This window comes from Pseudomonas gorinensis, from assembly GCF_042015035.1.
Taxonomy (GTDB): Bacteria; Pseudomonadota; Gammaproteobacteria; order Pseudomonadales; family Pseudomonadaceae; genus Aquipseudomonas; species Aquipseudomonas gorinensis.
This window is the reverse complement of sequence record NZ_CP167125.1, coordinates 2,829,577-2,843,756: the sequence shown is the minus strand read 5'-3', so window position 1 is coordinate 2,843,756 and position 14,180 is coordinate 2,829,577. Positions and strand designations below refer to the sequence as shown.

Genomic DNA, 14,180 nt, shown 5'->3' with positions numbered 1-14,180 from the left:
GCTCAGAAGCCCTCCAGGAGGTCTAGGATTTCACGTTTGGCCGCTTCATCTAATGCCTTTAATTGCTCGCTGGAAGCAGTGGTCCGGGCCTGAAGAAATCTAGCGACCGCCTCTTGCACCACCTGTTGTCCACGAGTTGTACCCACCGGCAAAACGTCGTTGATCTCCTGCTTGAAACGCGCAACTAGTTGCTGATCTTCAGGGTCGGAAAGTTCGCCCCGATAGCTTGCGCTCAACAAGTCGGCAAGCTTGGCCATTTTCAGATTCATCACTGGCTGGTCGGTTGAGGCAACATTGAAAAAATCTGAGGTCAACAGTTGCTCAATAGTTAATTGGCTAATGTCGGGCAGATGTTGCAATTGCTCTACAAGCGCCCTTTGCTCCGTGTCGCCCCCCTCCCCGTCTGAAGTCGTTGTAGTGCGATGAACGACTATAACTTCTCCGTTACGCATGCCGCGCACACACAGTGGGTCATGGCTTGTCGCGATGAAGGTGACCTTTGGCAACGCCATGCGCAAAGCCCCCATGATTTGGATTTTCCAACGTGGGTGCAGATGGGCTTCCACCTCGTCGATCAGCACAATGGCACGGGCGTTTTCCAGACTTTGATAGTGCGGGTTAGTGCTGCGGTCCATCAGCCTGCGCATGATGTCGCAGACCATTGCTAGCACGGAACGGTATCCCGAGGACACCTGCGTGAGGGGTGTCTTGACCTTCACACCGCCTTGCACTGTGACAATAAAGCAACGTAGTTCGTCCTCAGATTTCTCAATGACCTGGATATTTTCCTCGACAGTCATAATAAAGCGTAAGGCACGCGTCACCTCATTGAGGTCATCATCTTTTAACGCCAACAGCCAAGGCTCGGGGTCTGGTAATAGGCGGTTGGAATTGAACAGGTTGAACACCGAATGTCCAAGCTTGAATTTATCGCTATTTTTTTGGTACTGGCGAAATGCGCCATAGGCAAACACTGGGGGACGCAAAAACGATGTCTGCGGTTTCCAACCCGCTTTATTGATCTCCAACACAGTATCGGGACCCTCGTCAAAGCCGAGGCGAATCTGAGCTGAAAGCATCCCATCCTGGTTTTTCGCACCTAGCTGAGTCGAATCTAGCACTAGGTCGCTAGCTTTCAGCCCTAGAGCCTTTCGAGTTTTCCGGTCAGACAATGCAAGAGCGGTAGCCTCAAGAATCGAGCTTTTTCCAGTGGCATTTTCTCCTAGGATCAACATGGCCGAATGCATTGGTTCACTGCTTAATACCGAATCCGCGCTTGGAAGAGTCAGTTGCAACTTGAGATAATCGATGGCTTTAAAATGGGTCAGCTCAATTGAAAGCAAAGAAGGGTATACCGAGGGAGTAACGGGCAGTTGCTCGTCCGACATACTCGTTGGTTCGACACGCTCCGGCTGAGTTATTGCGATCGACGGGTAACGGCCAAAATCACCCGTTTCAATCCAGCTCTGCAATATTTCCCGATATTCATCAAAACCTTTATGCAGGGACAGGGCACGAAATGAATGACCCACTTTGGTACGCGAAACATCTACCTTTTTCTTAAGTGCACGTGATAAATGCTGAACTATCATTCGGCACTGTAAATACCACAAACCACCAAACTCCAGATTGGAGAAGTCGAAAATCGGAAAATTTCCCTCAACAACTACCAGGCGTTCAGTGGTGTCGGGAGTCAGAAGCAACCTTCGATACTCCCCCAACCTGATACGGCGTTTTTCCACCAAATCTTCACGATTAAGCTTGAAGTGCTCAATTGTTAGGGCGCCCCTTGCCCCCTGCTTTTGCAACATGCCTGTAATTGATATAAAGAAATAATCGTAAAAGCGCTCGTTACGACAGGGGTCGATTAAAAGCTGTCTTTCGGCAATAGGGTAGCCCCGCCACGATCCCAAATCCTCATCAACGTACCACTGAATATCGTCAATATCAGGCAGACGTACACGGTTGCCTGTTACTGGGAAAAATTCTGATTGGCGTGGTACACAGCGATGGCAAATCGGGTAAATATTCTCCCAGGCATTAGCAAGCCAGCTGTAATACAGATGACTATTTTTAGCTTCCGGCGTTGCAGAAGCTGACGGTCGAAACCGATAGGGAAATGTCTCACCCCGAGTTTCACAAAATGCGCACTTACCCCGAAATAAACGCCCGAGCCCATCGAACACGGTACCGTCCTTGAGGTCGAGCGCATGATCTGAAAAACGCGTCTGCGCACGTTCTACCGGATCCAATTCAAAAAATTGCAGCAACCGGTGCCGGGCCCCACTCGCTACGCTTCCACGGAAAAATTTCGGCGGCGGCTCGGCACTGCGCTCAAAAAACTGCATCGCTCTCTTCCCTAAGACCTTCAAAAGAGAGCAAGGTTAATAGCATTACGCCACCAAGGAAACTCCAACGCGCAGTTTTACTCTACGTACTTCAACCGCGCCGCTACCTGCTTGGCTGCTTGATTCCGTGTCGCCAGGCAGTAATACAACGGACACGTCACCACCAACCCCACCAGCCACGACAAATCCGCGCCTTCCACCAGGTTGGCCCACGGCCCCACATACAGCGAGGTATTGGCAAACGGCAGTTGCACAAGGATGCCAAGGAAATACGCCACGATCGCATGCAGGTTGAAACGCCCGTACACCCCGCCATCCGCCTGGAAGATCGAGGCAATGTCATAGACCCCGCGCTTGATGACGTAGAAGTCGATCAGGTTGATCGAGGCCCACGGCACCAGTACCAGCAACAGCGCGAGGATCAGGCCGATAAATTGCGAAATGAAGTCCGCCGACGCGCCCAACGCGACGACACAGCAACCGGCGAGGATCACGCCTGAGAGCAGCACGCGCACCTTGATGCTGGGGGTCCAGTGGCTGGCGAAGGTCTGGACCGAGGTGATGATCGACAGCACCGCGCCATACAGATTCAGAGCGTTGTGGCTGATGATGTTGAGCAGGAACAGCACCATCAGGATCGGCCCCAGCCAGCCGGTGGCTTGCTTGACGGCGAGCATGGCTTCGGTGCCTTCGGGGGTGGCCAATGCCGCGACCAGGCCAAAGGCGAAGGACAGGATGGTGCCAAGGGTCGCGCCCAGGTAAGTCGCGATAAATGGCCGAGTGATGCCGATATCCGCCGGCAGGTAGCGTGAGTAGTCGCTGGTGTAGGGCGAAAAGCTGATCTGCCAGATCACCCCCAGCGATACGGTGGCCAGCCAGCCGGCCGCGTTGAAGCCGCCACGGGTGAGGAAGTCCGCCGGCAGGTCATGGGCGAAGATGTAGACGAACCCCGCCAGCAACGCGCTGCCCATCACCCAGGTACCGATACGGTTGAGGCTATGGATAAAGCGGTAGCCGATCACGCCAATAGCCGTGGCGGCGAGCGCGCCGATCAGGATGCTTGCCGGCACCGGGACCGACGGCACGATGCCGACGATGGACTTGCCCGCCAGCACGATATTGGAAATGAAGAAACCGATGTAGATCAGCGCGGCGAAGAACACGATCAGCAACGCACCGTAACGGCCGAACTGGCCCCGGCTCTGCACCATCTGCGGGATGCCCATGCGCGGGCCCTGCGCCGATGCGAGGGCAATCACGATGCCGCCGAGCAGGTGCCCAAGGGCAATCGCCAGCAGCCCCCACACCAGGTTGAGATGGAACACCTGGGCCACCATGGCGCCGGTGACGATGGGCAGCGGTGCAATGTTGGTGCTGAACCATAAGGTGAACAGGTCGCGGGCCTTTCCATGGCGCTCTGCGAGGGGGACGTAATCGACCGTGTGATGCTCGATCAGGGGGTCTTGCCGGGACATCTGGGGCATGGAAATGAACTCGCGTTTGTCTGATCTTATAGTTGTTTGACGCCAAACCGGGGGAGCTCTGCGGCCGCCCCTCAGATGAACACCATATTATGGTATTCCAACATTTTCACAAGACTGATCCGTAGTCTCAGCGCGCATCTGATCCGCAAGTGTGCCACAGGGCACGCGGTTATTTCCTGGCATAGTCCCCGTATTTATTGGCTGTAAGAGCCAGGATCGACGTTCATCGGGCGATTGAAAAAGCGGTTGCACGGATTGTATTACGGTATACCATCATACCTACAAACCTATAAAAGCCGCTCAACCCGCAGAGGACCGTCCCATGATCGATGCCGCCATCTACAAACAAGTGATGGGTTCGTTTCCGTCCGGGGTCACCGTGATCACCACGCTGGATGACGACGGGCAAATCGTCGGGCTGACGGCCAGCGCCTTCAGCTCGTTATCCATGGACCCGGCCCTGGTGTTGTTTTGCCCCAACTACAGTTCCGACTCGTACCCGGTGCTGATCAAGAACAAGCGCTTTGCCATCCACGTCCTTTCCGCAGGCCAGCAAAGCGAAGCCTACGCGTTCGCGCGCAAGGGCAAGGACAAGGCGCAAGGCATCGAATGGACCTTGAGCGCACTGGGCAACCCGATCCTGGCCAATGCCACGGCGGTGATCGAGTGCGAGTTGTGGCGCGAATACGAAGGCGGCGACCACGCGATCATGGTCGGCTCGGTGAAGAACCTGATCGTGCCCCAGCAGAACGCCGGGCCACTGGTGTACTGCCACGGCAAGATGGGCGCCCTGCCGCTGCCGGCCTGAGCCACACAATCATCAGGTAGCCCTCGGTCTGGTTTTGCTCTGGCTTCTGTGTGCCTTAGAGCCAACCGGAGTCGTGTCTGGTGTACTCGGTTAGACATGTGGGAGGGGGCTTGCCCCCGATCGCGGTGGGACAGCCCGCTTATTTGTCGCTGACCCACCGCCATCGGGGGCAAGCCCCCTCCCACAGTTTGATTGGCAGAGTGTCAGCCAGATGCAGGGCAGGTTCGAAACCGGCTGATCAGCGCCGGCAGGACACTGGCCTAAGCAACACACACAATCCTGTGGGAGGGGGCTTGCCCCCGATCGCGGTGGAACAGCCAGCTTATTTGTCGCTGCCCCACCGCCATCGGGGGCAAGCCCCCTCCCACAGTTTGATTGCGGGATGACGGCCAGATACAGGTCAGGTTCGAAACCGGCTGACCAGTTGATTCAACGTCTGCGACAACGCCGTCAATTGCTGTGCATCCTGGCGTGTGGCGTCGGCCAGGCTTGCCACCAATTGCGCATCCCCGTGAATCTGGCTGATATGTCGATTGATGTCTTCGGCCACCTGGTGCTGCTCTTCTGCGGCGGTGGCGATTTGCGTGTTCATGTCGCGGATCACGTCCACCGACTCACGGATCAACCCGAAGCTTTCGCGAGCGTCGTTGATCGACACCACCGTTTCCTGGGACACCTCTAGGCTGGCATGCATCTGCTTGCCCATCTGGTGCGTGCGCCGCGCCAGGTTACCCAGCAGCCCGTCGATTTCGCCGGTGGAGTCCGACGTGCGTTTGGCCAACGCGCGCACCTCGTCCGCCACCACCGCAAAACCACGGCCCTGCTCACCCGCCCGCGCGGCTTCGATGGCAGCGTTCAGCGCCAACAGGTTGGTCTGTTCGGCGATGGAGCGGATGGTGCCGAGGATCGACTGGATGTCGTTGCTGTCTTTTTCCAGTTGCTCCATGGCCTGGGCGGAGTGGCCGATTTCTTCGCTCAGGCGCCCCACGCTGTTCACCGCCGCGTCGATCTGTTGCTGCCCGGTATGGGCCTGGCGCTGGCCGTTGTCGGCCGAGTCGGCGGCCTGGCTGCAGGAACGCGCGACTTCGTTGGAAGTGGCGACCATTTCATGAAACGCGGTGGAGACCATGTCCACCGCTTCGCGCTGGCGCGAGGCGACTTCGGCCATTTCCACCGAGACTTCAGTGGCACTGCCAGAGCTGCTGTGGATCTGCCCGGCGGCCTGGCCGATGCGTTGAATCAGCGTGCGGATCGCTTCGAGGAACTGGTTGAACCAGCCGGCCAGTTGCGCCGTCTCGTCGCGGCCCTTGATCGCCAGGCGCGCGGTCAGGTCACCTTCGCCTTGAGCGATACCTTCCAGGCCACTGGCCACGCCGCGAATCGGCTTGACGATCAGCCCGGCAAACCAGGCCCCGACCCCGGCAAACAGCACCGCGCACACCAGCGCGATGGCTGCGATCAGCCAGGTCAGGCGCGCCGCGCCGGCCATCACTTCACTTTCGCGCATCACCCCGACAAATCGCCAGCCCAACGCCTTGGATGGCCAGACAAGCGCCATGTAGCGCTCCCCCGCCAGCTCGACCTGGACCAAACCCGGGCCGGCCTCGCTCAACTGCCGGTAGCCCTCGCCCAACTCGCCCAGCGCCTTGAAGTTGTGGGACGGGTCATTCGGGTCGACCAGTACGGTATTGTCGGCCTCCATCAGCATCAGGTAGCCGCTCTCGCCCAACTTGATCTGCTTGACCAGGTCGGTCAGTTGCTTGAGCGATACGTCGATATTCACCACCCCACCCGGCTTGCACTGGCGGCTGTTGAAACTTTGCACGGTGCTGACCAGCACCACATCGTCGGCGGCCCAGTAGTAGGCCTGGGTGCGCAGGGTCTTGCCCGGCTGCGCCATCGCGGTTTTGTACCAGGGACGCGTGCGCGGGTCGTAGCTGGCGAGCTGGGGGTCGCCGGGCCAGAACACATAACCACCGTCTTCGGTGCCCAAGGACAGATAGGTATAGGCCGAATGACTCTTGGCCAAGCCTTCGAACAGTTTGAACACCTGCTCGTCACGCACGCCGGGGGCGACGCGCGCAGCATCGGCGGCCAGGTAGCGTTTCACATCGCCATCAATGCCCTGCAACTGCGGGTGCGCTGCCAGGTAGGCGACGTTCTGGCTGATGCCCTCGAAAAACAGCTGCATGGCGTTGTCGACCTGGCGGATCTCGCGCTCGCTGCCGTCGATAAAGCCATCCCGTGCTTCATGACGCACGTTGAGGATGATCATCACAGCCACCAGAATCACCGGCAGGCTGGCGATCACCGTAAAGGCCAGGATCAATTTTTGTTTTATGTTCATCTAGCTCGCCTTCCTTGTGAGGTGAGAGTGCGACCGTTGGAGAGAAAAGTTTTGCGGATATTCCGTATTATGGTATACCAACAATCAATCCGCCGAACAGCCGTCATCACTGGCAGGCTTCACAAGGGCGTGAGCATTCAAGGGCCCGCAGTCGACAGGCCGATCACAATAGATCCGAGGTAAGCGTCATGAAGTTTTCCCTGTTCGTACACATGGAGCGCTGGGATGAAAGCATCAGCCACCGCCAGCTGTTCGAAGACTTGACCGAACTGACCCTGATGGCCGAAGCCAGTGGTTTCAGCACCGTATGGATTGGCGAGCACCACGCCATGGAATACACCATCTCGCCCAGCCCGATGCCGTTGCTGGCTTACCTCGCGGCCAAGACCACCACCATTCACCTGGGCGCCGGCACCATCATCGCGCCGTTCTGGCACCCGCTGCGGGTGGCGGGTGAATGCGCCTTGCTCGACGTGATCAGCAACGGCCGCATGGAAGTCGGCCTGGCCCGTGGCGCTTACCAGGTGGAATTCGACCGCATGGCCGGCGGCATGCCCGCCTCCAGCGGTGGCCAGGCCCTGCGCGAAATGGTGCCGGTGGTGCGCGCACTGTGGCAGGGCGACTACGCCCATGATGGCGACCTCTGGAAGTTCCCCACCTCCACCAGCGTGCCCAAACCGATCCAAAAGCCCAACCCGCCGATGTGGATCGCCGCCCGCGACCCGGACTCACACAACTTCGCAGTGGCCAACGGCTGCAACGTGATGGTCACGCCGCTGATGAAAGGCGATGAAGAGGTGCTCGACCTGAAGAACAAATTCCAGGCCGCCCTGGACAACAACCCGGCGGTGCCGCGCCCGCAATTGATGGTGCTGCGCCACACCCACGTACACGCCGCCGACGATCCAGAGGGCTGGAAAGTCGGGGCCAAGGCGATCTCCAAGTTCTATCGCACCTTCGATGCCTGGTTCGGCAACAAAGAGGTGCCGGTCAACGGCTTCCTGGCGCCAAGCCCGGAGGAAAAATTCGCCGCCCGCCCCGAGTTCGAACTGGACAGCCTGCACAAGACCGCGATGATCGGCACCGCCGAAGAGATCATCCCGCGCATCAAGTACTACCAGGAATTGGGCGTGGATGAGTTCAGCTTCTGGTGCGACAACAGCTTGCCCCACGCCGAGAAGAAGAAATCCCTGGCGCTGTTTATCGAGCAGGTCGTGCCAGCGTTTCGTTGATTGATATGAGCCGTAGGCCGGTGGGGATGTTCCGCCACGCCTACGGCTGCTTTGCCAACTGATACACCGCCCCCAACCAGACGCCCCCCGAAAGCCGAACAGGTCCGCACCGGGAGCGGCCTGCCGCGCCGCGATCGCCCAATCCTCTTGAATACTTGCCTGATCCTCCGACTTATCGGCGCTTTGATAGATAGCCCTTGCCCCCTGGTCTAGAGTTCGACAATGAGCGCCTGTCGCTCGCATAAGAAAAAAGCCCCACCGACCGAAGATCAGCCGATGAGCCACGGAGCCATGCATCATGGAGCTACGAATCAACCAAAAGTCCTATCAGGTCGATGCCGACGCCGACACGCCATTGCTGTGGGTCATCCGTGATGACCTTGGGCTGACCGGTACCAAGTACGGCTGCGGCCTGGCGCAATGCGGCGCCTGCTCGGTGCTGGTGGACGGCAACGTGGTGCGTTCCTGCGTCACGCCGGTGGCGGGTGTGGTCGGTCGCGAGATCACCACCATCGAGGCCATCGAGGCCGATGCGGTGGGCCAGCGGGTGGTCGCCGCCTGGGTCGAGCATCAAGTGGCGCAATGCGGTTACTGCCAGTCCGGGCAGGTGATGGCCGCCACCGCGCTGCTCAAGCACACCCCCGCGCCGAGTGATGCGCAGATCGAAGCAGCGATGGTCAACCTGTGCCGCTGCGGCACCTATAACGCCATTCGTACCGCGGTGCATGACCTGGCCAAGCAGGAGAACGCCTGATGAACACGCGCTACGAGCTACCCGACCTGTCGCTGAGCGAGCCCATCAACCTGTCGCGCCGGCGCTTTCTGGCCAGCACGGCCGTGGGCGCGCTGGTCATCGGATTCGGCTTGCCGCTGGGCTCTGCCCGGGTGCAGGCCGCCGCCACGGCGGAACGCGGCACCCAGGTGCCGGCGTTCCTGGAGATCCGCCCGGACGGCAGCGTGCGCCTGCTCAGCCCCTTCATGGAAGGTGGCCAAGGCACCCATACCGCGATGGCGCAGATTGTCGGCGAAGAGCTGGACGCCGACCCCGCCACGTTCATCGTCGAAGCCGCGCCGCCCGGTGAAGCGTATGTGGTGATGGAAAACGGCATGCGCATTACCGGCGGCAGCATGTCGGTGCGCATGAGTTACCCGACCATGCGCCGCCTCGGCGCCCTGGCCCGCGCCATGCTGTTGCAGGCCGGCGCCGAGCAGTTGGGCGTACCGCTGGCCGAGCTGACCACCCAGCCGGGCCGTGTGGTTCATGCCGCGTCTGGCCGCTCACTGGGCTACGGCGAGCTGGCCAGTCGCGCGCTGGACATGCCGGTGCCCGACCCGGCCAGCATCACCCTGCGCGACCCGAGCCAGTTCCGCTGGATCGGCAAGCCGGTCAAGCGCCTGGATGCCTATGACAAATCCACCGGCAAGGCGCAATACAGCATCGACATGAAGGTCGACGGCATGCTCCACGCCGCCGTGCAGCACGCGCCGCGCCTGGGCATGAGCGTGGGCGGCCTGCGCAACCAGGCCCAGGTCGAAGCCATGAAAGGCGTGCACTCGGTGCATCAACTGCCTGGGGCGGTCGCCGTCGTGGCCGAACGCTGGTGGCACGCCAAGCGCGCCGTCGAGGCGATCCAGGTCGACTGGCAGGAAGCTGCCGCCGATGCCAGCGTGCGCGTGATGCCGGCGAATTTTTCCAGCGACACGTACCGTGATTTTCTTGCGGCCCAACAAGGCCCAGCCCGCGACGACGAAAACCAAGGCGACGTCGCCGCCGCCCTGGCAGGCGCCAAGACTCAGGTCGAAGCCACCTACCACAATCAATACGTCAACCACGCTCAGTTGGAGCCGCCGTCGGCCTTGGCACGCTTCAACCCCGACGGCACGCTGGACATCTGGCTGCCCAACCAGGCGCCCGACCTGTTCCGCGCCGACATCGCCAAGCGCGCCGGTCTCGACCCGTCCAAAATCAACCTGCACTCGCCCCTGCTGGGCGGCTTTTTCGGCCGCCATTTCCTGTATGACTCGGCCAGCCCGTACCCGCAGGCCATCGCCCTGGCCAAGGCGGTGGGCCGTCCGATCAAGTTGATCTGGAGCCGCGAGGAAGAGTTTCTGCGCGATGTGCTGCGCCCGGTGGCGGTGGTCAAGTTCCGCGCCGCGCTGGACGCCGAAGGCTTGCCCGTGGCAATCGAGGCAGTCAGCGCCACCGAAGGCCCCACCGAAGCCATCGCCGGCAAACAGGGCGAAAAGCTCGACCCCACGGCCCTTGAAGGGCTGTCGGGCAAGAGCTACGCCATCCCCAACAAACGCATCGCGCAGATCTACGTCAAGGGCCCGGCCATGCTCGGCTATTGGCGCTCGGTGGGCAATTCGCTCAACGACTTCTTCTACGAAGCGTTCCTTGATGAACTGGCGGACAAAGGCGGCCGCGATCCCTTTGAGCTGCGCCTGCACCTGCTGCGCGACAACCCACGGCTGACCACCTTGCTCAACGCGGTGGGCGAGCTGTCCGGTGGCTGGAAGCGTGGCCCCTACACCGCCGAAGACGGCACTCGACGCGCGCGCGGCGTGGCCATGGCTTCGCCGTTCGGCTCCCACGCCGCAGTGATCGCTGAAGTGTCGATCGACAAGGGCCAGGTCAAGGTGCACCAGATCTGGGAAGCCATCGATCCGGGCAGCATCGTCAACCCGGCGATCATTGAGGCCCAGGTCAATGGCGCCGTGGCGTTGGGCCTGTCGCAAACCTTGCTGGAGGAAGCGGTGTACGTGGACGGCAAGCCACGTGCGCGCAACTACGACCTGTACCCGATCCTGCCGCCTTCGCGCATGGCCCAGGTGCACGTCAAGATCGTCGAAAGTGGCGAAAAGATGGGCGGTATCGGCGAACCACCGCTGCCTGCCGTGGCGCCGGCGGTGGCCAATGCGGTCGCGCAGCTGACTGGCCAGCGCATCCGCAGCCTGCCATTGAGCCGATACACCTTCAGCTAACCGACAAGGAACGCCCATGAACAACCGCCGATTCGCAAGAACCGTAGGCTGGCTCGCGCTGGCCGGCCTGGTCGCCGCCGCGCTGCTGGCCTGGTATGTCAACCGTCAGCCCGCTTCACCCTTCGCACAGGAAGCGGCCGCCAGTAACGAGCCGGCCCTGATCAGCCGTGGCGAGTACGTCGCCCGCCTCAGCGACTGCGTGGCCTGCCACAGCCTGCCGGGCAAGGCGCCGTTTGCCGGCGGCCTGGAGATGGCCACGCCGCTGGGAGCTATCCACGCCACCAACATCACCCCCGACCAGGGCACCGGCATCGGCGCCTACAGCCTGGCCGACTTCGACCGCGCGGTGCGCCACGGCGTAGCGCCAGGTGGTCGACGCCTCTACCCGGCCATGCCCTACCCGTCCTATGCCAAGCTCAGCGACGATGACGTGCGTGCGCTGTACGCGTTTTTCATGCATGGCGTGCAACCGGCCAAGCAGCCGAATATCCCCAGCGATATTCCCTGGCCGCTGAATATGCGCTGGCCCATCGCGCTGTGGAATGGCCTGTTCGCGCCGACCGCCACCTACGCGGCCAAGCCCAGCCAGGACGCGCTGTGGAACCGCGGCGCCTACATCGTCCAGGGGCCGGGCCACTGCGGCAGCTGCCACACGCCGCGCGGCCTGGCTTTCAACGAGAAGGCCCTCGACGAATCCGGCGCGCCGTTCCTCGCCGGCGCCCTGCTCGACGGTTGGTACGCCCCCAGCCTGCGCCAGGACCCCAACACCGGACTGGGGCGCTGGAGCGAACCGGAGATCGTGCAGTTCCTTAAGAGCGGGCGTAATCAACACGCGGTGGTCTACGGTTCGATGACCGAAGCCTTCAACAACTCCACCCAGTTCATGGCTGACGACGACCTGGCGGCCATCGCGCGCTACCTCAAGTCACTGCCCGGCGACCCGCAGCGCGACGGCACACCCTGGCACTACGTGACCGCCGAAGCGCGCCCGGACTCCCCCGGCGCGCACACCTACGCGACCCGCTGCGCCTCCTGCCACGGCCTTGACGGCAAGGGCCAACCCGAGTGGATGCCACCGCTGGCCGGCGCCACCTCGGCACTGGCCAAGGAAGACGCCTCGGCGATCAACATCACCCTCAACGGCTCGCAACGCATCGTCGCCGCCGGCGTGCCGGACGCTTACCGCATGCCGGCCTTCCGCGAGCAACTGACCGACGCGCAAATCGCCGAGGTTCTGAGTTTCGTGCGCAGCAGTTGGGGCAACAGCGGTGGCGCGGTCGACGCGAAGGCGGTGGCCAAGCTGCGCGGGCATACAGACCCGGCCAGCAGCAGCCCGATTATTCTGCATATGCGCTGAAAGGCGTATTCCGGCGATCGCCCCGGCAGACAGACCTGTTGTGGCGAGCGGGCCTATTGTGGTGAAAGGGCTTGCTGTGGTGAGAGTGCTTGTTGTGGCGAGCGGGCTTGCCCCGCGTTGGGCTGCGCAGCAGCCCCAGTCAAGAAGAGCGCGGTGTATCAGACACTCTGTAGAGGCTGGTTTTGGGGCTGCTGCGCAGCCCAACGCGGGGCAAGCCCGCTCGCCACAACAAGCCCGCTCGCCACAACAAGCCCGCTCGCCACAACAGCCCCTATCTACCGGGTGTTCAGCGTTGAGCCCAAGCAGATACCCATGCTCAGGAGGAGAACACTTGCGCCCGTGGTCGCGCAGGCTGTGGGTGCCTGAGCGGTTGCTGCCGGGCGAGTTGCGCCTGGACATGAGCGACGGCATCCAGCACTCGCTGTGCCCAGTTTTCGTCCTGCGGGTCCACCACGACCACGCGGAAACCATGGTCATGGCCTTCACTGCGCACACCTTCGGAATCATCGACATGCAAGTCGATATCGAAGGCCGGCGGAAATTTGGAGGGGGTATTCGACAGGCCATGCACCGTCAGCGCACGGTTGTGCAGCACGCTGTTGACCACACCGTCGACACGGATGCCATACAGCATGAGCCAACGCCGAATATAGGACGGTGTGCGACCGGACGAGGTATAGACCCAGATGCTGCAACCCTGGCGGCGCAGTTCGCGGGTCAGGGCGCGTGTCCCCAGGCGCAGCGGCTCGCCGAGCAACCGGTGGACACAGGCCGGCAGCCGGCTGCGTTCGACGGCGCTATGGTGGAGCTGGCAGGCTAACGTGTCATCGATATCAAACGAGATACGGATGCGCGGGCGTTTGAACAGGCGCTGGAGCGTGTCGGTCACTGAATACCGTCCCATCAAAGGCCTCCCTGATAGGCAGGCACGGCGGTGTCGCTCAGGAAAAACTTCATTGGATCAGGCGCCTTATCTTCCAGGAACGCAGCGTATTTTTTCTTGATCTTGGGCAATTCGTACAACGCCTTGACGCCATGCTTGGCGGAGTTGCGTATGACCGAGGACGGGTTGAAATAGCCCTCGGCGTTATCCAGCGTCAGCACGAACGGCGGCAACCCGGCGCGCATCAGCAAGTAGCTGACGATCAGCGAGCCACTGCGGTTGTTACCCTCGATGAACAATTGCGGCTTGCTGAGGATGCGCACATACACACCCGCGGCACGCTTCCACACGGACTCACTGCGATACGCGCAATACCAGTTGTACAAGTCCTTGATGCCACCTTCAACGTTGTTGAAAAAGTGCTCCTCGGTGGCCGCCAGGTGCTGGGCGTATTCCAGCCGACGCACCGGGTCCTTGCCGCAGAGCACGGTGGCGTTGATCTCCAGCATCAGGTTCAGTTGCTGCAGATCGAACAGGTCGACGCCGCGAGCGACATAATCGTCAATCAGCGCGTAGCCTTCAAGCACGTTGTGCAGCACTTCGTCCGTCAAGGGGTCGCGCGGCTCGGTAAAGTGCCGGCTGAGTTCGGCAAAGCGGCTCTGTACCTCACGCAGTGCGCGTTCGATCGCGGGCAAATCAAGACGACGTGTTGCAGGCATTGGCAATCCTGAGAAAC

Annotated in this window: 10 protein-coding genes and 1 pseudogene; 5 read left to right on the top strand and 6 right to left on the bottom strand. The window is 61.1% G+C overall.

The genetic code is table 11. From position 1 onward, the window contains the following. Positions 1 to 2: 2 nt before the first annotated feature. Together AB7933_RS13090 and AB7933_RS13085 are read right to left on the bottom strand one after the other, a co-directional pair. Positions 3 to 2,348, bottom strand: coding sequence for an AAA family ATPase (locus tag AB7933_RS13090; protein WP_150054871.1), 2,346 nt, complete (start codon positions 2,346 to 2,348; stop codon positions 3 to 5). 77 nt (positions 2,349 to 2,425) lie between these two features. Then, positions 2,426 to 3,832, bottom strand: coding sequence for a purine-cytosine permease family protein (locus AB7933_RS13085; protein WP_024074666.1), 1,407 nt, complete (start codon positions 3,830 to 3,832; stop codon positions 2,426 to 2,428). Positions 3,833 to 4,154: 322 nt separating this feature from the next. Between AB7933_RS13085 and AB7933_RS13080 the strand changes: the two genes are divergently transcribed. Continuing rightward, positions 4,155 to 4,640 carry a flavin reductase family protein gene (locus tag AB7933_RS13080; protein WP_024074665.1) on the top strand — a complete coding sequence of 162 codons (486 nt, stop codon included), beginning with the start codon at positions 4,155 to 4,157 and terminating at the stop codon, positions 4,638 to 4,640. Between the two features lie 400 nt (positions 4,641 to 5,040). Here AB7933_RS13080 and AB7933_RS13075 read toward each other — a convergent pair whose 3' ends face one another. Both AB7933_RS13075 and AB7933_RS13070 read right to left on the bottom strand, forming a co-directional pair. Next, entirely contained in the window at positions 5,041 to 5,769 is a 729-nt protein-coding gene (locus tag AB7933_RS13075) for a methyl-accepting chemotaxis protein (RefSeq protein WP_371128942.1), read from the bottom strand. Positions 5,770 to 5,898: 129 nt separating this feature from the next. Next, positions 5,899 to 6,915 (bottom strand): annotated as a pseudogene (locus AB7933_RS13070) (cache domain-containing protein); the annotation flags it as partial. A 260-nt stretch (positions 6,916 to 7,175) separates the two neighbouring features. On the opposite strand from AB7933_RS13070, the gene AB7933_RS13065 reads away from it, so the two are divergent. From AB7933_RS13065 to AB7933_RS13050, 4 genes are all read left to right on the top strand, one after another. Further along, positions 7,176 to 8,219 (top strand): LLM class flavin-dependent oxidoreductase, encoded by a 1,044-nt coding sequence (locus tag AB7933_RS13065; RefSeq protein WP_024074663.1) that lies wholly within the window; start codon positions 7,176 to 7,178, stop codon positions 8,217 to 8,219. A gap of 298 nt (positions 8,220 to 8,517) precedes the next feature. Continuing rightward, complete coding sequence (locus AB7933_RS13060) at positions 8,518 to 8,973, top strand: (2Fe-2S)-binding protein (RefSeq protein ID WP_024074662.1); 456 nt, start codon at positions 8,518 to 8,520, stop codon at positions 8,971 to 8,973. Continuing rightward, positions 8,973 to 11,204, top strand: a complete 2,232-nt coding sequence (locus tag AB7933_RS13055) for a xanthine dehydrogenase family protein molybdopterin-binding subunit (RefSeq protein ID WP_024074661.1) — start codon at positions 8,973 to 8,975, stop codon at positions 11,202 to 11,204. The genes AB7933_RS13060 and AB7933_RS13055 overlap by 1 nt, the downstream gene beginning before the upstream one ends. 16 nt (positions 11,205 to 11,220) lie before the next feature. Further along, positions 11,221 to 12,561, top strand: a complete 1,341-nt coding sequence (locus tag AB7933_RS13050; protein WP_024074660.1) for a c-type cytochrome — start codon at positions 11,221 to 11,223, stop codon at positions 12,559 to 12,561. Positions 12,562 to 12,877: 316 nt separating this feature from the next. On the opposite strand, the gene AB7933_RS13045 is transcribed toward AB7933_RS13050, so the two are convergent. Together AB7933_RS13045 and AB7933_RS13040 are read right to left on the bottom strand one after the other, a co-directional pair. Continuing rightward, positions 12,878 to 13,465 carry a hypothetical protein gene (locus AB7933_RS13045; RefSeq protein ID WP_024074659.1) on the bottom strand — a complete coding sequence of 196 codons (588 nt, stop codon included), beginning with the start codon at positions 13,463 to 13,465 and terminating at the stop codon, positions 12,878 to 12,880. Next, positions 13,465 to 14,163, bottom strand: coding sequence for a hypothetical protein (locus tag AB7933_RS13040; RefSeq protein WP_024074658.1), 699 nt, complete (start codon positions 14,161 to 14,163; stop codon positions 13,465 to 13,467). The genes AB7933_RS13045 and AB7933_RS13040 overlap by 1 nt, the downstream gene beginning before the upstream one ends. Between the last annotated feature and the right edge of the window lie 17 nt (positions 14,164 to 14,180).

What these genes read in the sequence shown, in the direction of transcription:
- AB7933_RS13090 (WP_150054871.1), bottom strand. Translation starts at nt 2,348, where the DNA reads ATGCAGTTTTTTGAGCGCAGTGCCGAGCCGCCGCCGAAATTTTTCCGT.
- AB7933_RS13085 (WP_024074666.1), bottom strand. Translation starts at nt 3,832, where the DNA reads ATGCCCCAGATGTCCCGGCAAGACCCCCTGATCGAGCATCACACGGTC.
- AB7933_RS13080 (WP_024074665.1), top strand. Translation starts at nt 4,155, where the DNA reads ATGATCGATGCCGCCATCTACAAACAAGTGATGGGTTCGTTTCCGTCC.
- AB7933_RS13075 (WP_371128942.1), bottom strand. Translation starts at nt 5,769, where the DNA reads ATGGTCTCCACCGCGTTTCATGAAATGGTCGCCACTTCCAACGAAGTC.
- AB7933_RS13065 (WP_024074663.1), top strand. Translation starts at nt 7,176, where the DNA reads ATGAAGTTTTCCCTGTTCGTACACATGGAGCGCTGGGATGAAAGCATC.
- AB7933_RS13060 (WP_024074662.1), top strand. Translation starts at nt 8,518, where the DNA reads ATGGAGCTACGAATCAACCAAAAGTCCTATCAGGTCGATGCCGACGCC.
- AB7933_RS13055 (WP_024074661.1), top strand. Translation starts at nt 8,973, where the DNA reads ATGAACACGCGCTACGAGCTACCCGACCTGTCGCTGAGCGAGCCCATC.
- AB7933_RS13050 (WP_024074660.1), top strand. Translation starts at nt 11,221, where the DNA reads ATGAACAACCGCCGATTCGCAAGAACCGTAGGCTGGCTCGCGCTGGCC.
- AB7933_RS13045 (WP_024074659.1), bottom strand. Translation starts at nt 13,465, where the DNA reads ATGGGACGGTATTCAGTGACCGACACGCTCCAGCGCCTGTTCAAACGC.
- AB7933_RS13040 (WP_024074658.1), bottom strand. Translation starts at nt 14,163, where the DNA reads ATGCCTGCAACACGTCGTCTTGATTTGCCCGCGATCGAACGCGCACTG.